Raw genomic sequence first — 20,242 nt, 5'->3', positions numbered from 1 at the left:
ATTCAGCACATCTTGACGTGGATCTTCACGACACCTTTATGTTCATGCTCGGTCTGTAAATAATTGATCACCATGTGCCATCGGTCCGCTCGTTTCTGGTGGTTTATGACTCGGAAAGGGTCGATTGGCCGTGCGTGCGGTGTTGTCGTGGTGCGGGAGAGGTTCACTGGCGAGATCGCCGCGTGAGCGTCTGGTCCGTCGTAGAACCCGGGTCGGTGTCATAGCCGGGCTGGTCCTCGCCCTCAATGTGACCCTCCTGCCCGGCGCCGTGGCGTTCGGACCCGACGACACCCGTACGAAGGTCGATCTCGCCGAGCTGCAGGAGACGGACCCCGTCCCGGCCGACGAGCAGCTGACCGACGACCTCAAGACGCTGTCCGGCCAGGCTCCGGCAGAGCCGAAGGAGTACATACCCGCAGCCGTCGCCGAGGTGCCGGAGGCATCCGGCACCAAAGCCGTCGACAACCTGACCGCCGGCGCCACGACCGAGGTCGCCAAGTCGGCCGACAGCACCATGAGCATCGGCGTCGGCGCGCCGGAGGGAGCCTCCCCGGCCCAGGTCGACGCCCTCGAAGGCCAGTGGAGCATCGCCGCCGCGTCCGAGGACCAGGCCGTGGCCAATGGCGCACAGGGTTTCATGCTCGCCGTCGACGCGCCCGACACCGCCACCGGCGACGCGGTCGTCTCCATCGACGCCACCAAGCTCGCCGAGACCTATAGCGCCCAGTGGCTCGACCGGCTCTCCTTCACCCTGATGCCGTCCTGCTACGCAGAGACGCCCGACCTGGAGGAGTGCTCCACCGGTGTTCCGGTGAGCACCGAGGTCGAGCGCACCGGCAACACCGTCAACGTGGCGGTGGACGCCGGTGACTCCTCGGGCTCCGAGGCGGACTCCGGCGAGGACGGCGCGACCGACGAGGTAGTCGGCTCCACCGACACCACCAAGCCGGTGCCCGAGACCTTCGTCAACGTCACCCTGGACACGGCCCAACTACAGGCCGTCTCGGGCACCACGGCCACGGCGACTGCCGACCCCGCCGTGAGCACCGGGAACGACTCCACGGTGAGCTCCGCGGTCTGGCACGCAGGCCGCGCCGCCGACGCCGTGCGGCAGATCGCCGACTCCTCCGGCGGCGGGCTCCTGGTCGGCAGCTCCTACGGCGCCGGCTCCGGCGGCGACTTCTCCGCCAGCCCCATCGTCTCCGCAGGCTCCTGGACGGCAGGCAGCTCCTCCGGCGCGTTCACCTACGCCTACACCATGGCCGCCCCGCAGATCCCGTCCGGCCCCTCGCCCAACGTCACCCTCAGCTACAACTCGCAGACCTCGGACGGACGGACGTCCTCCACCAACAACCAGGTCTCCTGGGTCGGCGAGGGCTGGGACTACAACCCCGGCTCCATCACCCGCACCTTCGTGGGCTGCGCCGCCGACACCGCGAACGCCAACAACAAGGGCCACTTCACCGGCGACCAGTGCTGGGGCTCGTACAACGCCGTGCTCTCCCTCAACGGGACCACCACCGAGCTGGTACGTGACGACACCACCAAGCAGTGGAAGAGCGCCCGCGGCGACAACCTGCGCATCGAACTGCTCGACGCGGCCGACTACAAGCGCATCACCGGCATCGACGGCTCGAACAACGGTGACGACAACGGCGAGTTCTGGCGCGTCACCACCGACGACGGCACCCAGTACTACTTCGGCCTCAACCGCCTGCCGGGCTGGACCTCGGGCAAGCCGGAGACCAAGTCGGTGCTGTCGGTGCCCGTCGCCGGCAACCACGACACCGACCCCTGCTACAAGCCCGCGTTCAAGGACTCCTTCTGCGACCAGGGCTGGCGCTTCCAGCTCGACTACGTCGTGGACACCACCGGCAACGCGATGACGCTGTGGTGGGAGAAGGAGAAGAACGCCTACGCGCAGAACATGAAGGAGAAGCCTCCCGTCGTCTACGACCGCGGCGGCTACCTCTCCCACATCGACTACGGGCAGCGCGCCGGGTCCCTGTTCAGCGAGGAGCCGCTCGGCAGGATGCGCTTCCACGCCGCCGAGCGCTGCTTCGCCGACAACCCCTTCAAGGTGGACTGCTCGGAGACCAACTTCGACTCCAAGCAGTCCGACCGCACCCGGCCGTGGTTCGACACCCCGGCCGACCTGTCCTGCGAGTCCGGCAAGAAGTGCCAGACGTACGCTCCGACCTTCTGGTCGCGCAAACGCCTGGCCTCGGTCGACGCCTGCGCCCAGCGTGAGCAGGGCGTCCGGCTGACGGAGTACGCCTCCGACGCCGATGGCAACGAGAGCGGCCAGCGAAACGCCTGCGGCCTGGCGGGCGACTCAGCCACCACGACCCTGCTGTCCAAGGTCGACTCCTGGGGCCTGAAGCAGTCGTTCCCGTGGAATTTGACGGGCGAGTACACCGCGCTGTGGCTGGAGTCCATCGCCCGCGTCGGGTACGCGGTGGACGGTTCCTCCTCCACCCTCAACCCGGTGTCCTTCGCCCACAACGAGACCGCTCTGCCCAACCGCGTCAAGAACAGCGCGTCCGACCCGGACGAGGTGTTCGCCCGGCTGCGCATCCAGGAGGTCGTCTCCGAGTACGGCGGCCGCACCCACGTCGACTACAAGGCCCCCGAGGGCCAGTGCGTCACCGGCGCCACCCGCCCGACGATCGACAGAAACGACCAGCTCTGCTACCCGGCCTACTGGCACGCGGACGGTGAGCTGGAGGACAAGCGCATCTCCTGGTTCCACAAGTACGTCGTCGACAGGATCACCGAGTTTCCGCGGCTGGCGGACGCCAAGGAGATCGTGACGCAGTACAAGTACGAGACCTTCGGCGACGCGGTGAACGGCGCGCTGTGGGCCAAGAACCAGGCGGAGTTCTCCCGCCCCAAGAAGCGCACCTGGGACGACTGGCGCGGCTACCCCACCGTCACCACCATCACCGGCACGACGGACGCCGCCGAGGGCACCGCCGCCTCCAAGTCCGTCACCCGCTACTTCCGCGGCATGAGCGACGACGTCCTCGCCGACGACACCCCGGGGAACGCGTCCGACGACGTCAAGCGCTCCTACACCATGACGGACATCACCGGCGCGGTACTCAAGGAGGACCGCAAGGCGTACGCCGGCATGGTCGCCGAGTCGCTGACCTACCCCGACACGAGCGCGGCCACCGACACCGGCTGGACAGCCCGCACGGTCAACATCCCCGACACCCCGGTCCGCCTGGCCACCCGCAACCGCACCGACGGCCCCGACGTCGTGTCCGAGCGCGTCACCCTCGGCGAGACCAGGACCATCAGCAAGGCCTCGGTGAAGGGCCCGGACGGCTCGTTCCTGCGCACGATCACCACCCAGACCGACTACGACGCTGCCTACGGCCTGCCGACCCAGGTCCGCGAATACGGCGATGTGGCCGTCACCGGCGACGAGTCGTGCACGGCGACCTCGTACGTGCACAACACGAGCGGCGAGAACTACCTCGTCGGCCTGGTCGCCCAGACCGTCACCACCACCGGCACCACCGCCTGCTCCGCCGACCTCTCCAGCTCCACGGCGGCGACGCTGGTCAGCGCCTCGCGCATGTTCTACGACGGCGCTGCCTCGCACACCGCCACGCCCACCAAGGGCCTGGCGTCCAAGACGCTCGCGCCGACCGGCGCGGGCACGGGCTGGGAGACGACCAACCCCGAGTCGCGCACGGAGTACGACCCGGTCGGCCGGGTCGTGAAGGTCACCGACCCGACGGGCGTCGTCAACACGACCAAGTACACGCCGGACAGCGGTCAGGTCTACCGGATCGACACGGTCACGGGCAGCAAGGTCGTCGACGGCGTGGAGACCGGCTTCACCGAGGTCACCACTCTGGAGCCCGGCCGCGGTACCACCATCAAGTCGACCGACGCCAACGACCGCGTCACGTCGTACGAGTACGACCCGCTCGGCCGCGCGGTCGCAGCCTGGGACGCCACCCAGTCCCCGACCGACGACCCGACGGTCAGGTACACCTACAACACCGAGTCGGACAAGCCGGTGTCCGTGGTCGTCGAGTCGCTCTCGGACAACCCGAGCACGGCCGCCGGTGACGGCGCCTACGAGTCGTCCACCACGATCTACGACGGCCTGGGCCGCGAGCGCCAGTCCCAGACCCCCGCGGTGGGCGGCGGCCGCCTGGTCACCGACACCCTGCACAACAGCTCCGGCCAGGTGCGCTACACCCGCAACGCGTACTACATGGAGGGCGACCCGGACACCCAGCTGGTCGTCCCCGACTCCGAGTCGCTGGTCCCCAACGCCACCTCGTACACGTACGACGGCCTGGGCCGGGTCCTGACGGTCACTCCGGTGCACAGCTCGTACCCGCAGACGGGCGAGAAGTTCACCAACGCGGGCAAGGACGTGCAGACCACGGACCGCCGCACCCGCTACGAGTACGGTCTCGACTACACGGTCGTCCGCCAGCCGCAGGGCACCCCCGCTTCCCGGGTGTGGACGGACGCACTGGGCCGCACCACCCGCCAGGACACCTTCAGCGACACCGCGCTGACCGACGCCGGCGCGATCACCACGACCTACGAGTACGACCTCCGCGGCGACATGGTGACCAGCACCGACGACGTCGGCCACACCCGCACCTGGAAGTACGACGCGCTGGGCCGGGTCACCGACACCACCGACCCGGACGCGGGCGCCGCGCACACCGACTACGACGCCTACGGCCGCGTGGACAGGGCGACCGACGCCCGCGGCCAGACCACCGCGTACACGTACGAGCGCCTGAACCGCGTCGAGCAGATCAAGGTCACCCCGAAGGGCTCCACCACCGCCACGCTCGCCCAGTCGTATGTCTACGACGGCGCGACCGGCGGCAAGGGCCAGCTCTCCTCGGCCACCCGCTACACCGACGGCAAGCCCTACACCACTTCCATCGCCGGCTACACGGCCGACTACCAGCCCACCGCGATGACCACCGCGCTGCCCCCGGGCTCCACCGCGGGCCTGACGGCGGACGGCTTCGCCACCCAGTACACCTACACGTACGCCTACAACGACGACGGTCAGCTGGAGAAGTACACCGCCCCGGCGGCCGGCGGCCTCAGCGCCGAAGCCGTGATCACCCGCTACAACGAGGCCGGCCTGCCGACCTCGGTGTCCGGCCAGGACTGGTACGCCTCCGATGTGTCGTACTCGCCGTACGGGCAGGTGCTGCGCTCGACCGCGGGCGAGGTGGGCCGCCGGCTGTGGCAGGAGAGCACCTTCGACGAGTCCACCGGCGAGCTCCAGACCACCAGGCTCATCCGGGAGACCCCGTACCCCGACACGACCGTCGTTCCCGGCAGCGAGGTCAGCAAGCGCTCCTACGCCTACGACGCCTCGGGCAACGTCCTGTCCGTCGCGGACCGCATGGGCACGACGACCGACCAGCAGTGCTTCAAGTACGACACGCTCGGCCAGCTGAAGGAGGCGTGGACCACGCCGGGCGGCGGCACCTGTACCGCCACCGGCAAGACCACCGCCGAGCCGGTCTACTCCGACGGCACGGTCAACGTGTCCTCGAACAACTCCGGCTACTGGCAGTCCTACGACTACGACGTCCTGGGCAACCGCACCAAGAAGACGGCGTACAAGGCCGACCCGACCATCACGGCCGGGGTGCGCGACACCAAGGGCGACGTGGTCACCGACTACGCCTACGGCACCAGCGACACGGCGAAGAACGACCAGCCGCACACCCTGACCTCGTACACCACGACGTCCACGACGGCGGCCGGGGCACAGGTCAAGACGCGCTCGACGCAGACGTACGATGCCGCGGGCGCGGTGGAGACGCGCTCCACGGGCGGTGACACGGCGCAGGCGCTGACCTGGACCTGGGACGGCCAGGTCGAGTCCGTGACCGGCTTCGGCGCGGACGGCTCCGGGGCCTGGGTCGGCGCGGGCGACATGTGCCTGGACCTCTCCAACGGCAGCAACGCCGCGGGCACCGCCATCCAGATCTACGCGTGCAACGGCAGCAAGGCGCAGAACTTCCGCGTGCAGGCGGTCGACGCCGACAACAACGGCACGGTCGAGGACGCGACGATCGGCCAGCTCATCGCCGGCGGGAGTTGCGCCCAGCCGAACGGCACCGCGGCGGGCGCGGCCGTCCTGGTCCAGGTCTGCGACAACGCCGTGGCGGGGCAGCGCTGGCAGACGCTGAGCACCGGCCAGGTCAAGCACCTGGCGACGGGCCTGTGCCTGTCGGTGCCCACCGCCACCATTGGCACCGACCTGAGCCTGGCGGCCTGCAACTCCACCGTCGCGACCCAGCTGTGGAAGCCCGCGTCGAAGACGACCTACGTCTACGACGCGATGGGCAACCGCCTGCTGGAGCGCACCAGCGCCGGCGCTGTGCTGAACCTGCCCGACACCAAGGTCTCCCTGACGACGGCGGGCAAGACCCGCTACACCGAGCGCACCTACGCGGGCATCGGCGGTCCGGCGGTGACCCGTTACCGCGAGGGCACCAACAACGCGGCGGGCGTGAGCGAGTACAAGTTCGCCCAGTCGACCGACCTCAACGGCACCCCGCTGGCGGAGGTCCGTCTCGACGGCGGCATGATCGTGCGCACGGCGAAGCGGGACCCGTGGGGCGAGGACCGCGCCGCGAACCTCGCACCGCGCTCGCACACTGCCTTCCACACGGGCGACGACGACGCGCAGTCGGGCCTGGTGCACCTGGGGGCGAGAGAGTACGACCCGTCAACGGGCCGTTTCCTCTCGGCGGACCCGGTCCTGGACGACAGCGACCCGCTCCAGGCCAACGGCTACTCGTACGCGAACAACAACCCGGTGACGCATGCGGACCCGTCGGGTCTGACGTCGTCGGCATCGAGTTTCGACGCGTCGATCGCAGCGCTGGACGCGCAGATCGCCTCGTACCAGAAGACGCTGAGCCGTTCGATCGGCGATGTGATCCTGTCCACCGGCTGGGCGGTGTTCAAGGCGTTCGTCGGCTGGGACGACGTGATGGGCTGCTTCTCGCAGGGCGACCTGTGGGCGTGCGGCAGTCTGTTGATGGACGCCATTCCGTGGACGAAGGTCTTCAGCGCGGGCAAGAAGATGTGGAAGGCCTTCAAGGGCACGATGCGCGGCGTGAAGGCGTGGCGTGCGGCGAAGGCCGTCGCGGAGGCCGGCCTGAAGGCGGCCAAAGCCGCGAAGGCGGCCCTGATCAAGGCGAAGAAGGCCGCGGAGGCGGCCGCGGCGGAGGCGAAACGCAAGGCGAGAGAGGCCGCCAAACGCGCCGCGGAGGCGGTCAAGAAGAAGGCCCATACGGGCTCGAAGGGCGCGCGGGGCAACCCGGCCCAGGTCAAGGCAGGCAGGAGCGCCCAGTCCAAGGGCTCCGCAGGCGGCGGCAAGGCGGAGAACAAGTCCGGCGGCTCACGCAGCAAGTCGGGCAAGGAGGACTCGGGCAGTTCCGGTGGGGGTGAGGGCGCGAGCTGCCCGACGCCCAACAGCTTCACGCCGGACACCAAGGTCCTCATGGCCGACGGCTCGACCAAGGCGATCAAGGACGTCAAGGCCGGCGACAAGGTCCTGGCGACCGACCCGGAGACGGGCGAGACCACGGCACAGACGGTCACCGCCGAGATCCTGGGCAAGGGCGTCAAGCACCTGGTCAAGGTCACCATCGACACGGACGGCAAGAAGGGCTCCAAGACCGCAGAGGTCACCGCGACCGACAAACACCCCTTCTGGGTCCCGGAACTCGGCGACTGGATCGACGCAACCGACCTCAAGTCGGGCGAGTGGCTGCGCACGAGCGCCGGCACGCTGGTCCAGATCACGGCGGTCAAGCGCTGGACGGCGCTGGACGCGACGGTCCACAACCTGACCGTCAGCATGGTGCACACGTACTACGTGCTGGCGGGGACCACTCCGGTCCTGGTCCACAACTGTGGCGAAAAAATGGACTTCGCGCACGGCACCACCTCAACTCACGCCGACAGCATCGAGGCCAACGGGTTGAGTGGAGATGCGGCTCGTGCGAACTCTAGTGGCGGATCAGTGGGGCAGCCCGGAAACCTGTTCACGTACCACGTGACGCCTGCTGATGGAGACTCCCTCAGCGCGGCTGTTACATTTGGTGGAAGTCGGACAGCGCCTGGTGAAAGACCGGCGCTACTCATCTTCCAGATGTGTAAATGCGAGTATGACCGGCTGAAGGCTGCAGGACATATCACGACCCGTGTGACCGATGAAGTGAGCGGAAGAGTCGAGCACATATTTGGACCTGAAGCCATGGATAGTTTGAAGTTGGTCTGGAAAAAGATCTATTGATGGGGGCGAAATCTGGATGACGGATCCTAGCGAATACGACAAAGCGACCCCCTATATTCAAGAGCATCTGGAAAAATTCGAACGGGCGCTGGAGAAAGTCCGTCGAACTCACGGTGGACGTCCACTGGAAGAGGTGCGCCAGGCTCTTTTGGAGGCGTTCGATTCGGAGGGGCTTGCGGTCTGGAATGAGGTAGTGGATTACGCGGCCCACCGGGTTGCCAGTGATGAAGGGCAGGAGTCCGTTCAGAGGCCCAGAACTTGAGACGGTAAGCGACAAGACGTTGGAGATCACGCCAGCGGAAGCGATACCGACCGTCCTGGTTTGCCTCCGGCCCGAGTTGGGTCCGGCCGTGCTTGTCCAGGGTGGCGGTGGCCTGGCTCTTTGAGCGAGCGTGTGCGGAATCCCGCGGTCCGCGAGTTCCTCCAACGCTCGACTTCCTTGTCAGGGCCCGCGAGCCATGGGGGATGCGGCGCCTCCCGGTCCTGGCCGAACAGCCGGCTGAGGTCGGTCGCAGCGGGGTTGCGGACGCGCCTGCCCCCTCCGCTTCGGGCCGTCACGGCCAGCACGCACACAGGTGGAGCCAGGAACAGACCGCCCGCCTTCTCGGCGTGGTCCGGCAGGGACCAGGCCCGGTGCAGCCCGATCGTCGCCTGCACCCCGGGCTGGACGCCGTAGGTGCGCCAGATCCGGTTCACCGTGCTCTGGCTCAGACCGGTCTCGGCCGCCATGGAACGCGTCGACCAGGCCCGTCGGGCACAGGGCGGTGGCGGGGTGAGCGTACGGACGAGGACGACGGCGCGACCAAGGCGATCAAGGACGTCAAGGCCGGCGACAAAGTCCTGGCGACCGACCCGGCGACGGGCGAGACCCGTACCGAGACGGTCACCGCCGAAATCCTGGGCAAGGGCGTCAAGCACTTGGTCAAGGTCACTGTTGACACGGACAGAAAGAACGGCACGCAGACCAGTGAGATCACTGCGACTGCTGGCCATCCCTTGGGCCCCGAAGCCCGTGAGTGGATCGACGCCACCAACCTTCGGCCGGGTGAGTGGCTGCGCACCGGCGCTGGCACGCGGGTCCAGGTCACCGCTGTCACTCGCTGGACGGTGCTGGACGCCACCGTTCACAACCTCACCGTCAGCAGCCTGCACACGTTACTACGCGGTGGCGGGCGCTACGCCGATCCTGGTCCACAACTGTGATCCCTTTGGTGACCTCGACGAGCATGGTCGTGCCACGGGCGTAAATGTCACGCTCACCAGGGCGAACATCGGTGGCAAGACCGACCCGAAGGTGGATCCGGCGGGCTGGGTCAGCAGGATGGGGTACAACAGGGTTCACGCGTGGGGGCGCAGCTCGGCGGATCGAAATCTGACCCGCGGAACTTCGTCACCATGCACGCGTACGCCAACAGCCCGGTAATGCGCCGCATCGAGAATCAGGTGCGGAGAGCTGTTGAAAAGGGAGGGGAGACTGTGCAGTACAGTGTTACCCCGATTTACGCGGAGCTCACAGGGCTCGGTCCCGCGAACCCGTATCCACTGGGTGTGACCATCCGAGCCAACGGGACGGGTGGGCTCGACATATTTCAGACGATCCTGAATGGGCCGAAACCGTGAATGCACATGTTGAGCGACTGACCCAACTAGTTGCGCCTCCCGAAAATGCTGTGCTACGTGCGGACTGGGCTGATGTGGCCCAGGAGTTCGGGACCGAACTGCCAGGTGACTACCGAGAGTTGATCGACGCGTACGGCGGCGGCCGGTTCGACGGTTATCTGTGGGTACTTGAGCCCCGGTGCGCCAACCGTCACTATGACCTACTTCGGCACGTCGCCGAGCGCGAGGAAGCGTTCGAGATGTTGTGGGAGGACGGTGAGCCGAAGCCGGAGCAGTTGCAATCGTCCGGCAGTCGGGTAATTCCTTGGGCTACGACAGGCAACGGGGAGTATCTCTATTGGCTCGCTCGCCTGGGAAGTCACCCTGACGAATGGACCGTGATGGTGAACGAGGCCAGAGGCGACTGGTGGGAGCATTTCAATTTCGGTTGTGCTGAGATTCTCGTCCAGTTGCTAACAGGAGAGGTCAGGTCAGAAATCCTCTCCAGCTCCTTCCCGGCACGGGTGCATGAATTCAAGGCTTCCGGAAGTTTTTGAATTCCGCGACGCGTTCGCGAGGGTTGAGTTGTGCCCGCTGTCCAGAGAAGGTTGACTCCTTCCAGTTGATAGGGTGGGGCGTGGTATGCGTCACCCCATCGTGATTCAGTGGATGAAGTCACGCGAACCTTCGGCATGGTGGCAGTGCTTCTTCAGCAGGCTGTGTTCCTCGCCGACTCGCTCGTAAGGAACATGTTTGTCTCGGAGGAAAGGTTGTGCATGTCCTCGCCTGCGGCGCACATCGTGGTGGTTTCGAAGTGGCTCTGTGTCCGTATATGCGTAGTGGGCGACGAGCCGTCGTACGGTCTCCTCGCTCACCCCCGCGACACCGGACTCGATCTGGCTCAACCGCCTCGCGTCTGTTCCCAGTAGCGCGGCGGCCTCCCGCCCCTTGAGCCCTGCTGCCTCGGGGAGTTTCCGCAGTTCGGCGCCCAGGCGCTCCTGGCGGGGGCACCTGTGTTCTGAGGGCTACGGCTTCCTCCTCGCGTAAACTTCGACTGGGATATGGCGCAGAATTTGAGCGGTATTCCTGGGCTGGTGGCTAGCACCATCGATACTACAAATCGAGTGGGTGAAACTTGTGGACCTTGAGGCTCGCAGGTTGTTGCTGGAGTCGGCTGGCCTTTCCATTCTGGATCCGGCATGGTCTGGGCAGGCTCCTACGCCGATGGCGGCGTGGCTTCCAATCATCAGCGGTTCTGCCACGCCCACCGCTCGGGTACGCATCCAGGAAGAGGGGCGGCATCTTCCCGAGGTGGAGGGTAAATGGCGGGATATTGCTGAATCCTCTGCATTGTTCGGGGAGCGTGGTGAATTTCTCATCAGCGTGGCTGGTAAGGGTGCGGCAACGGCTCCATGGGCTCTTGTCCGGCGTACACCGGAAATGGCTCTGGCGCAGCGGATCGCCTCGGTGGGGGGCGAACCAGAATTTGTTGCGATGTCTGTCGATGGTCGCGTTGTGTGCGGAGTCACCCCGGAGGAATATGATGTCTGGATTGTGGCTGAATTGATGGACCAACCTCGGTAAGCGCAATGAAGCGGACTCACGGAGTTGGGGGCGCATCCTCTGTTCACGCATCCCTTCTGGGTAAACCCTGATGGTGAAGGAGTTCGCTGGTTCGGCGCGGAGGGCCGTTTCCTCTCGGCGGACCCGGTCCTGGACGACAGCGACCCGCTCCAGGCCAACGGCTACTCATACGCGAACAACAACCCGGTGACGCATGCGGACCCGTCGGGTCTGACGTCGTCGGCATCGAGTTTCGACGCGTCGATCGCGGCGCTGGACGCGCAGATCGCCTTGCAGAAGAAGACCCTGAACCGCTCGCTCGGCGATGTGATCCTGTCCACCAGATGGGCGGTGTTCAAGGGGTTCGTCGGCCTCGACGACGTGGAGGGCGTGCGGCAGCCTGTTGATGGACGCGATTCCGTGGACCAGCGGCTTCTCCAAGGGCAAGAAGATGTGGCCTGCCTTCACGGGCGCGATGGGCGCGATGGGCGCGGTGACGGCCTTGGTGCGGCCAAGTGTGCCGTCGAGACCGGCATGAAAGTGGCGATGGCGGCCAAGGGTCGGCACGGTGTCCAGGGCCTACTGCGACAAGAAGATTGCTCAAGGGGAGCACAACCACCAAGTCCTTCGCGTCGCGTGATGACGAGTTGATGTGTGCTTTGCGACGTTCTGCGACGGCGTTTTCAACGCCCTTGTCTCTGTTGCGCCAATCCGTCGTTCCGCGCTGGCAGGGCTGGCCCACGCCGAGGTGCAAGGCCTTGCTAGTGTCCGCGGGTGAGATCTCGAATATCTGTACCATCGGCTGCGGCCCGGTTCGGGTGGCTCGACGTCGTCCGGGGGATCGCGGCGCTGACCGTGGCCCTGCATCACCTGAGCGGCGAGCTGTTCGTGGGTTTCGGTGCGTCTGTGCGCGAGTGGTTCGACCCGGGGATATTCGGGGTGATGGCGTTCTTCCTGGTCAGCGGGTATATAGTGCCCGCCTCGCTGGAGCGCCGGGGGGATGTGCGGGGGTTCTGGATCGGCCGGCTGTTGCGGCTCTACCCGCTGTGCGTGGTGGTCTTCGTCGCTGCGGCCATGTTGGTGCCGCAGCGCTTCTCCGCGGTGGACGTCTCGGTCCATGAGCACCCGCTGCTCGCCGCCGTCGCCAACGCGACCATGCTGCAGGATCTGCTGGGCCTGCGCAGCGGGCTACCGGTGATGTGGACGCTGACCTACGAGATGGTCTTCTACTACCTGGTCACGCTGCTGTTCATGACCGGCGCCCATCGCCGCAGCGGGCCCGTGGCGGTCGTGTTCGCCGGGGCGGCGCTGCTGCTGGGACCGTGGGCGGCGGCGTGGAGTCTGCGGCCCGAGTTCACCGTCCGGCAACTGACCGCGGGAACCGCGCTGGTTGTGGCAGTCGGGCTGCTGTTCCTGCTCACCGGGCGCCGGGCGGCGCAACTGGCGGGCGCGACGCTGCTGGCGGGGCTCGGCCTGGTGCTCATGATCGCAAACGGGCGATCGACTCCTTGGGAGAGCATGCTGATCCTGGCCACGATGTTCAGCGGGACCGTGATCTACCGCGCCGAACGAGGGCAGATCCGTCAGGGAGCCGCGTGGGCGTACTGCGGCTTCGTCCTCGCGGCGGGGACGGCGGCCGGGCTGCTCTACGACGACAAGCAGGCCCAGATCCGCACTTGGACCGCCTCCCCCATCGCCTGGGTCAGCGCGTTCCTCGCGGGCTGGGCGCTGTTCGCCGCGGCCCTCCTGCTGCGCCGCCGCCGTATGCCTGCGGCGCTGACCTGGCTGGGCCTCGTCAGCTTCTCCGTCTATCTGCTGCACCGCCCGCTGATCGCTGCGATGTCCTGGCTCATGGAGAAGGTGGGGCATCCCCACGGCACGGCACAACAACTGTTCTGGGTGGTCGCCTTCCTCTCCGTGCTGCTCATGCTGAGCGCACTCACCTACCACCTGGTGGAGTTGCCCGGGCAGCGGCTCGGCCGACGGCTGTTGGACCGCCGTAGTGGTCCGCCCGCGGAAGGCGGAGCAGTCGCGTCCGGGCCGTACCAGGTAGCTGCTCAGAGGGGGAGGCATCTCTTGCCCCGGATCGGTCCGAGTCGCCGGTAGGGGGACCGTCAGGCAGCCAGGTGCCCCAGTAGCCGGCGACCGCGGTCGCCGGCTCACTTGTGCAGCGCGAGGAAAGCGGCCTGACGTCGTCGCGCTCGCTCCGTGCGCTGGATCTGCGCGGTCAGCGTGTCGTCGTCGCCCGTCCAACTGAGGTCAGGGCGTCGGTGCGTATGCCTGTGAGGAGGCCCGAGAGGGGGCTGGCGGTCGTGGTGAGGACGGTGGTCGGATCTTCGGATTCGCGGAGGTGGAGGGTGGTGGGGGTGGCGGCGAGTTCGAGGCAGTTGTTGCCGTCGCCGCCGCCGGAGAAGGACGACTTCTGCCAGTTGTCGGGAGCGGCCATCGTGCGCCTCACAGTTCCTTCGCAAGCCGGTGAATGAGGTCACGTGAGCGTTCGGGCTCAAGTGACGCAGTCTCCACTTTACGGAAGAGTGTTCGAAATGAGGCGAGTTGGGCTTCGGAGTCGACGAAGCCCGTGCCGTGGGGTGCGTCGCGTACGACAGTGTCCAGCTTGGGCACGGCCCCGCCTGCGAACATCATCGTGCTCCACGCGCCGGCAAAGCCGTCGAGGTCGAAGGGGATGACGCGTACGGTGACGTTGTCCGCTTCGGAGAGTTCCAGGACTCGGGCGAGCTGGGCGCGCGCGGCGGGACGGTCGCCGACCCTGATGCGCAGCGCCGCCTCGTGGATCACCGCTTCGTAGGGAATGGATGCGGGGCCCTCGATGACAGTCCGGCGCTGCATCCTGTGTGCGACGCGCAGTTCCGTGTCGGAGTACGGGAGTTCAGGTACTCGGTACGAGAAGACGGCATGGGCGTAGGCCTCGGTCTGCAGGAGGCCGGGGATGTTGAGGGACTCCACGTCGCGTCGGTGCGTTGCATGGTGCTCCAGCTCGGCGATGTCGAGGAATGACGAGGGCAGTTGGCCCCGGTACTGCTCCCACCAACCCCGCGTGCGGTCGGTGGCCATTGCCGCAAGGGCAGCGACCCATTCCTCGTCGGTGCACGAGTAGTGGGCGGCCAGGCTTCGCAGCCTCTTCTCGCTCACACCTGTGAAGCCGTACTCGATCTGGTTGATCTGGGTGGAACTCACGCCGAGTAGCGCTGCCGCCTCACGGCCGGTGAGCCCGGCCGCTTCGCGGAGCCTGCGCAGCTCCGCCCCCAACCGCACCTGACGTGCTGTCGGTTCGCGCCTCAACCCCATCTGTTGCTCCTCCCAACGCGCCTGCGGGTGCGACTCGTTCGGGGGCAAGATTACGCGATCGGCTTGCTTGACCTGGAAATCAAGGTCTACCGTCAGTGATGCGACGTTCACGCTGCGGAAGCGCACCGTTCCGTCCTGCCATGACGGCTGCGGCAATGCCACCGCGTCCCCACACCCACTCACCCACTTGGAGCTGACCCATGCCTCAAACCAGCCCCGCCCCCGACTCCTGGGAGTACTCCCTGTACATCCCCGCCGACCCCCGCGCCGTCACCGTCTGCCGTCGCACGCTCCGCCTGATCCTCACCCTGCACGGCCTGCCCCACCTCGTCGACACCGCCGAGCTGCTCGCCTCGGAGCTGGTGTCCAACGCCGTCCTGCACACCAAGGGCCCCGCGTGCCTGCGTCTCCGTTTCCGGGACGGCGTCCTGCAGATCGGCGCGTGGGACGCCGACCCCGAACCGCCGGACCCGCCGCGCCGGTTGGAGGAACTCGGCGACGACTCGGAGAGCGGGCGGGGCATGGCTCTGGTGCGGGCGTGCTCGGACCTCTGGCACTGGCAGCCGCTGTCCCGGATGGGGCATCGGGGGAAGTTGGTGTGGTGCGAACTGAATGCGGCGTAGCTCGTTGATCACGCCGGATCCGCCCCTCGCGGCGCTCTCGGCCATGACGCACGGCCGGGGGCGGCAGGCCGCCGCCATACTGGAATCGCTGGCGGCGGCCCTGAAGGACATCGACCGCGACAGCGCCGCGGTGCTCGTGCAGTTCGTCGACTCGTGCCTGGCGGATGACCAGGTCCGGAAGATGTGGAGGGACCTGATGACGGCGATGCAGTACTTCTGGCGGCACCCGCTCGCCGAGGAGGTACGGGAGGAAGGCCGGGAGGAGGGTCGTGAGGAAGGTCGGGTTCGTGAGCGGGCTGCGATGATTCTTCGCATCCTCGAGTGGCGCGGTGTCGCTGTGCCGGACGAGGTCCGGGCCCGCGTCGAGGCCTGCACGGACCCGGACCAGCTGGCGGTCTGGTCCGAGCGCGCGGTCCACGCCACCAGCGTGGACGATCTCTTCGACGCCGTCGAGTAGAGGCCCCGGCCGACGCCTTCCGCCGCGGGTGCCGGAGTTCGGCCCAGCACCCGCACCGGCGTCGCCGCCAGAAATGCCCGCACCCCAGGCGCGTCGGTGTGATTGGTTCTTCTTCTTGAAAGTGGTTGGCTTCTTCCTTTTCCCGGATAGAGTCTTACCCATGACGAACAACAATTCCGTGCCCCGTGTGGCCCTCAAGAAGATAACCCCCGACGTTTCCGCCGCGATGGGCTCCCTGCACGGCGCGGCCGTTTCCGCGGCGCAGGACGCCAAGGTCGAGCCCGAGCTTCTGGAACTGATCCGGATCCGCGCCTCGCAGCTCAACGGCTGCGCGTTCTGCCTCGACATGCACACCAAGGACGCCCGCGCGGCGGACGAGACCGAGCAGCGCATCTACGCGCTGAACGCCTGGCGGGAGACCCCCTTCTTCACCGAACGCGAGCGCGCCGCACTGGCGTTGACCGAGGCCGTGACCTTCGTCGCCGACGGGCACGTGCCGGACGACGTCTACGCCGAGGCCGCGGCCGTCTTCGACGAGGCACAGGTCGCGGCGCTGATCTGGGCGGCCACGGTCATCAACGCGTACAACCGGATCGCGATCGCGACGCGTATGGTTCCGGGTGCTTATCAGCCCGCCAAGAAGTAATATCAAGTAATATCGGGGAACGTCGAATATGGGCATCGGTGGTATTGTCGATGCCCATCGTCTGTTTTTTGGTCACATATTCGGAAGCGGCTCCGGGAGCTTTTCCAGCCAGTTCCTCCATTCCGCCGCCCGGGTCGCCGGACCGGCCGTCATCGCCTCTCCGGTCCCGGTCCCGGCCCCGTTCCCGGTCCAGCCCGTCACCGGGCGGATGCCGTGCAGCGCGTTGACGAGCCACACCTCCCGGCCGGCCAGCTCGGCCACCGTCCGCCTGCGGTGGGCGACGCGGATCCCGGACCGTACGGCCCGCTCCTGGATCAGCCCGCCGGTGATCCCCGGGAGCAGGGGCGACCCGGCCGGGGGCAGGCAGAGGGTGTCGTCCTCCCACCACAGGACGCTCGCGGTCGCCGACTCCAGCACCGTCCCCGACGAGTCGACCAGGATCCCTTCCTGCGCCCCCTCTTCGACCGCCCGCCCGCGCACCCGGGCCAGGGCGTCCAGGTCGGGGCCCTTGCGGCGGGGCAGGGTCCGTGGATCGGGCTGACCGGCCGCCCACAGGCGCACCTCGCTGCCGAGCGGCGGCGCGTGCCGCAGCCGTAGCCGCAGTTCCAGGGAGCCGGCGGCGAGTTCCACCCGGGGGAACCACTCACCCGTGCGCGGCAGCACGGCGGTCATGTCGTGCCAGAACTCGACCAGCCGGCGCGGCCCGGGGCCGTCGGACTCGGCGCAGGCCCGCAGGAACCGCTCCCGGTGCCGGCCGTACCCGCGCACCCGGCCCTCGCGCACCAGCCACGAGTCCGCGACCAGCAGCGGACCGTTCGCCACGGTCGTCGCGGATTCCGGTTCCACCGTCAGGCCCCGGCTGGGCGTCCAGGTCAACAGGCCTTCCTCGGCCCCAACCGTCAGTTGTGCACCCACTCGGTCCTCGTCCTCCTCAGTACTTCCCGCCCGCCGCCGCCGGAGCCCCGCCCCGGGGTCCGTACGGCGCGTGCTCCAGCCATGAGCCGCACGACGGCAGCACGGGTGCGAGCGCGGCCGCCGCACGCTGCCTGAGCCGTACGATCCGGCGCTGCGGGCGCAGATGCTCCAGCGCAGTCCCGGCGGCGGCGCTGTTGAACAGCCCGGCCGCGCGCCGTACTTCGGCGAATTCCCGTACCGCCTGGGCCGTCCCGGCGGCGATCGCCTCCGCCGCCGCTGCCGCGTCCGCGATCCCGCTGTTCATGCCGCGCGCCCCGAACGGCGGGAACAGATGCGCGGCCTCCCCGACGAGCAGCACCCGCCCGTGCGGGTCGGTGAAGGAGGCCGCGACCTTGCGCAGGAAGCGGTACGTCGACACCCACAGGATGCGGTCGGCGTACCCGTCGCCCACGACCCCGGGCAGCCACTCCCGTACGGCGTCCTCGGTGCCGTAGGCCTCCTCCTGGTCGTCGTCGCGGCACTGGAGGTCGACCTGGAAGCCGCCGGTGAACGGCACCCGCATCACGCTGCGCCCCCCGACGCCCGGATGCTCGTAGTGGAAGACCCGCTCCAGCGGCTGCTCGGCGCCCGGGACGTCGGCGACGTCCACGACGACGTGGAAGCCCTCGCCCCGCACGCCCTCCATGGCGATGCCCAGATCGCCCCGGACGGCCGAGCGGGCGCCGTCGGCGGCGACGACGTACTTGGCGTCCCAGGCGCGCCCGTCCTCGCCGGTCAGCGTGACGCCGTTCTCGGACGCCCGTACGCCGCGGACTCGCGTGTCCCAGACGAACTCCACCCCGGCCCGCTCGCACGCGGCGCGCAGGAAGCGCTCGGTGTCCAACTGACGCAGGCTGGTGAAGGGCGGCAGCCCGGACGGGGGCGGAAAGGTGCGGGAGTACACCTCGCGGCCCCGGTAGAGGGTGCGCCGGGTGTGCCAGGTCCGGCCGTACGCCGTGATCTCCGCGGCCAGGCCCGGGGACATCCCGTCGAGCAGCCGCAGCGTCTCCTTGTGCACGAACAGGGCCCGGCTGCCCGGTCGTCGGCGGTCCTCGGGGTCCGCCTCCAGGAGCACGACCGGCAGTCCGCGCGAGCGCAGACCCAGCGCGGCCGACAGGCCGACCGGGCCCGCGCCCACCACGATCACAGGGTTCACGCGCGCACGCTCTCTCGCGTCCCGGTCAGCATGCGGGTGATCTCCACCCGCTTCACCTTCCAGGTGGCGGTCATCGGCAGTTCCTCGAACCGCCACTGTCGCGGCTCGGCCATCGCGGGCAGATCCGCCGTGGCCTCCCGCCAGCGCTCCGGGTCCAGTGGCCGTTCGCCCCGGACGCACACCACCGGTACCGGCTCGCGGTCCGCGCCCGGCACGATGACGACCTCACGCAGTTCCTCCAGCCGCTCCATCAGCGCGTCCTCGACCTCCAGGTTGCTGTGCACGGCGTCGATCTGGTCGATCTCACGGTCGATCAGATGCAGGGCGCCCCACCGGCTCATGTAGCCCATGTCGCCCATCTGCCACCAGCCGCCGTCCAGTTGGCGCTCGTACTGCGCCCGCGCGCCCAGGTAGGTGAGAATGCGCCCCCGGGTGCGGGCCTCGATCCGGCCGGGCGTTCCCGGCGCGGCCCGGAAGCCGTCGGCGTCCGCGATCCGGACCCGGGTGAAGCCGGGGATGCCGATCCCGACCCGGCGCCCGTCCGCCCGCTCCGCGCTGCGCCGCGTGAACCACTGGAACGCGACCGGTCCCGTCTCGCTCTGCCCGTACAGCTGGATCAGCCAGGGCGCGCGCCGCTTCGACGCGCCCAGCAGCCGCTTCACGGTGCGCGGGTGGATCGCGTCGAACGTGGAGCCGTACGACTTCACCCGGGACAGCGGGGCCCCGGGCGCGTCGGCCAGCTCCTCCCACAGCACGAAGGTGTTGGGGTGGGTCTCGACGATGCCGGGCCGGTGCCGGGCCAGCAGCGGGCCCACGGAGGCCGGCTCCGGATCGGTGATCAGCACGAGCGGGCTGCCGAAGTGCAGCAGGACGCCGAGCAGGTGGTAGAAGCGCGAGTGCACGAAGGACATGTGCAGCGCGGCCGTCTCCCCGCGGGTGGGCCAGCCCATCGCCTTCTGCGGGACGAGCCGGTTCCACATGGTGTTCGCGCAGTGCACGGCCAGCTTGGGCACGCCGGTGGTGCCCGAGCTGTGGGTGATCAGGGCGGGTTCGCGCGGGTGCAGCCGCACGGGCGCGGGGACTTCGGCGCCGGCGTGCTTCGCCAGGGGCTCGGCGCCCGGCGCGTCGTCGACGGAGAGCGTCCGCCGGACGAGCCCGGAGAGCTCGACGTCCGCGAGCGGGCCGTCCAGCTTGGCGCGGTCGGTGATCAGCCACGGCTCCCGGAGCCGTCCGAGAAGCTGTCCGACGACCGGCCCGGCCAGCCCGGGGGACAGCAGCACGGGGACCGCGCCGATACGGGAGACCGCGCAGGTCAGCAGCACGATGTCGACGTTGTCCGTCTTGTGGACGACCACCTGCTCAGAGGGCCGCACCCCCGCCGCCCACAGCCGGCCCGACAGGTCCTCGACCACGTCGGCGAGGGCCCGGTAGTCGAGGTCGACCCCGAGGACCGGGTGGGTGTCCAGCGGCCGGTCCAGGGTGACGAAGACGGCGCCGTGGCGGTCGGCCGCCCGCCGGAACAGCGGGCCCAGGTAGAACCCGCGATCGGCGAGCAGGGGTTGCTGCGACATGTGGCTGTTCCTCTCTGACGTACGGCAGGGGGCTGGGGCCGGGG

The 20,242-nt window shown here is 68.3% G+C and carries 15 protein-coding genes and 2 pseudogenes; 11 read left to right on the top strand and 6 right to left on the bottom strand.

Annotation, left to right across the window (positions count from 1 at the left end; all coding sequences use genetic code 11):
• Positions 1-247: 247 nt before the first annotated feature.
• The 5 genes from ACIBAF_RS08535 to ACIBAF_RS08515 all read left to right on the top strand — a co-directional run bounded on the left by ACIBAF_RS08535 (position 248) and on the right by ACIBAF_RS08515 (position 10,479).
• Positions 248-8,323, top strand: coding sequence for a polymorphic toxin-type HINT domain-containing protein (locus ACIBAF_RS08535; RefSeq protein WP_399462374.1), 8,076 nt, complete (start codon positions 248-250; stop codon positions 8,321-8,323).
• 16 nt (positions 8,324-8,339) lie between these two features.
• Positions 8,340-8,585, top strand: a complete 246-nt coding sequence (locus tag ACIBAF_RS08530) for a hypothetical protein (RefSeq protein WP_399462373.1) — start codon at positions 8,340-8,342, stop codon at positions 8,583-8,585.
• Positions 8,586-8,956: 371 nt separating this feature from the next.
• The gene (locus ACIBAF_RS08525; protein WP_399462372.1) at positions 8,957-9,526 is read left to right on the top strand and encodes a polymorphic toxin-type HINT domain-containing protein; all 570 of its coding nucleotides are present in this window, start codon (positions 8,957-8,959) and stop codon (positions 9,524-9,526) included.
• Between the two features lie 105 nt (positions 9,527-9,631).
• Entirely contained in the window at positions 9,632-9,943 is a 312-nt protein-coding gene (locus ACIBAF_RS08520) for a DNA/RNA non-specific endonuclease (protein WP_399462400.1), read from the top strand.
• A complete protein-coding gene (locus ACIBAF_RS08515) occupies positions 9,940-10,479 on the top strand; it encodes an SMI1/KNR4 family protein (protein WP_399462371.1) in 540 nt (179 codons plus the stop codon). Before ACIBAF_RS08520 ends, ACIBAF_RS08515 begins: the two co-directional genes overlap by 4 nt.
• 261 nt (positions 10,480-10,740) lie before the next feature.
• Here ACIBAF_RS08515 and ACIBAF_RS08510 read toward each other — a convergent pair.
• Positions 10,741-10,914, bottom strand: a pseudogene (locus tag ACIBAF_RS08510) (helix-turn-helix domain-containing protein); the annotation flags it as partial.
• A gap of 136 nt (positions 10,915-11,050) precedes the next feature.
• On the opposite strand from ACIBAF_RS08510, the gene ACIBAF_RS08505 reads away from it, so the two are divergent.
• From ACIBAF_RS08505 to ACIBAF_RS08495, 3 genes are all read left to right on the top strand, one after another.
• Positions 11,051-11,506, top strand: a complete 456-nt coding sequence (locus tag ACIBAF_RS08505) for a hypothetical protein (RefSeq protein WP_399462370.1) — start codon at positions 11,051-11,053, stop codon at positions 11,504-11,506.
• A 24-nt stretch (positions 11,507-11,530) separates the two neighbouring features.
• Positions 11,531-12,136: an RHS repeat-associated core domain-containing protein gene (locus ACIBAF_RS08500; RefSeq protein ID WP_399462369.1), complete on the top strand. Its 606-nt coding sequence runs from the start codon at positions 11,531-11,533 to the stop codon at positions 12,134-12,136.
• A gap of 123 nt (positions 12,137-12,259) precedes the next feature.
• Positions 12,260-13,591: an acyltransferase family protein gene (locus ACIBAF_RS08495; RefSeq protein ID WP_399462368.1), complete on the top strand. Its 1,332-nt coding sequence runs from the start codon at positions 12,260-12,262 to the stop codon at positions 13,589-13,591.
• A gap of 121 nt (positions 13,592-13,712) precedes the next feature.
• Here ACIBAF_RS08495 and ACIBAF_RS08490 read toward each other — a convergent pair whose 3' ends face one another.
• Positions 13,713-13,931 carry a DUF397 domain-containing protein gene (locus ACIBAF_RS08490; RefSeq protein WP_399462367.1) on the bottom strand — a complete coding sequence of 73 codons (219 nt, stop codon included), beginning with the start codon at positions 13,929-13,931 and terminating at the stop codon, positions 13,713-13,715.
• 8 nt (positions 13,932-13,939) lie between these two features.
• Entirely contained in the window at positions 13,940-14,791 is an 852-nt protein-coding gene (locus ACIBAF_RS08485) for a helix-turn-helix domain-containing protein (RefSeq protein ID WP_399462399.1), read from the bottom strand.
• A gap of 200 nt (positions 14,792-14,991) precedes the next feature.
• Between ACIBAF_RS08485 and ACIBAF_RS08480 the strand changes: the two genes are divergently transcribed.
• From ACIBAF_RS08480 to ACIBAF_RS08470, 3 genes and pseudogenes are all read left to right on the top strand, one after another.
• Positions 14,992-15,414, top strand: a complete 423-nt coding sequence (locus tag ACIBAF_RS08480; RefSeq protein ID WP_399462366.1) for an ATP-binding protein — start codon at positions 14,992-14,994, stop codon at positions 15,412-15,414.
• A gap of 16 nt (positions 15,415-15,430) precedes the next feature.
• Positions 15,431-15,871 (top strand): annotated as a pseudogene (locus ACIBAF_RS08475) (hypothetical protein); the annotation flags it as partial.
• Positions 15,872-16,031: 160 nt separating this feature from the next.
• The gene (locus ACIBAF_RS08470) at positions 16,032-16,517 is read left to right on the top strand and encodes a carboxymuconolactone decarboxylase family protein (protein ID WP_399462365.1); all 486 of its coding nucleotides are present in this window, start codon (positions 16,032-16,034) and stop codon (positions 16,515-16,517) included.
• Positions 16,518-16,589: 72 nt separating this feature from the next.
• On the opposite strand, the gene ACIBAF_RS08465 is transcribed toward ACIBAF_RS08470, so the two are convergent.
• The 3 genes from ACIBAF_RS08465 to ACIBAF_RS08455 are packed head-to-tail and all read right to left on the bottom strand — an operon-like array spanning position 16,590 to position 20,198.
• Positions 16,590-17,393: an aminotransferase class IV gene (locus ACIBAF_RS08465; protein ID WP_399462364.1), complete on the bottom strand. Its 804-nt coding sequence runs from the start codon at positions 17,391-17,393 to the stop codon at positions 16,590-16,592.
• A 55-nt stretch (positions 17,394-17,448) separates the two neighbouring features.
• Positions 17,449-18,627, bottom strand: coding sequence for an FAD-dependent monooxygenase (locus tag ACIBAF_RS08460; protein ID WP_399462363.1), 1,179 nt, complete (start codon positions 18,625-18,627; stop codon positions 17,449-17,451).
• Positions 18,624-20,198: a class I adenylate-forming enzyme family protein gene (locus ACIBAF_RS08455; protein WP_399462362.1), complete on the bottom strand. Its 1,575-nt coding sequence runs from the start codon at positions 20,196-20,198 to the stop codon at positions 18,624-18,626. Before ACIBAF_RS08455 ends, ACIBAF_RS08460 begins: the two co-directional genes overlap by 4 nt.
• Positions 20,199-20,242: the final 44 nt, after the last annotated feature.

This window comes from Streptomyces sp. NPDC051677 (genome assembly GCF_044453465.1).
GTDB lineage: Bacteria > Actinomycetota > Actinomycetes > Streptomycetales > Streptomycetaceae > Streptomyces.
Note: the sequence above shows the minus strand (reverse complement) of the source record. Positions and strands in the feature narration are given on the sequence as shown.

What these genes read in the sequence shown, in the direction of transcription:
- ACIBAF_RS08530 (WP_399462373.1), top strand. Translation starts at nt 8,340, where the DNA reads ATGACGGATCCTAGCGAATACGACAAAGCGACCCCCTATATTCAAGAG.
- ACIBAF_RS08490 (WP_399462367.1), bottom strand. Translation starts at nt 13,931, where the DNA reads ATGGCCGCTCCCGACAACTGGCAGAAGTCGTCCTTCTCCGGCGGCGGC.
- ACIBAF_RS08485 (WP_399462399.1), bottom strand. Translation starts at nt 14,791, where the DNA reads ATGGGGTTGAGGCGCGAACCGACAGCACGTCAGGTGCGGTTGGGGGCG.
- ACIBAF_RS08480 (WP_399462366.1), top strand. Translation starts at nt 14,992, where the DNA reads ATGCCTCAAACCAGCCCCGCCCCCGACTCCTGGGAGTACTCCCTGTAC.
- ACIBAF_RS08470 (WP_399462365.1), top strand. Translation starts at nt 16,032, where the DNA reads ATGACGAACAACAATTCCGTGCCCCGTGTGGCCCTCAAGAAGATAACC.
- ACIBAF_RS08455 (WP_399462362.1), bottom strand. Translation starts at nt 20,198, where the DNA reads ATGTCGCAGCAACCCCTGCTCGCCGATCGCGGGTTCTACCTGGGCCCG.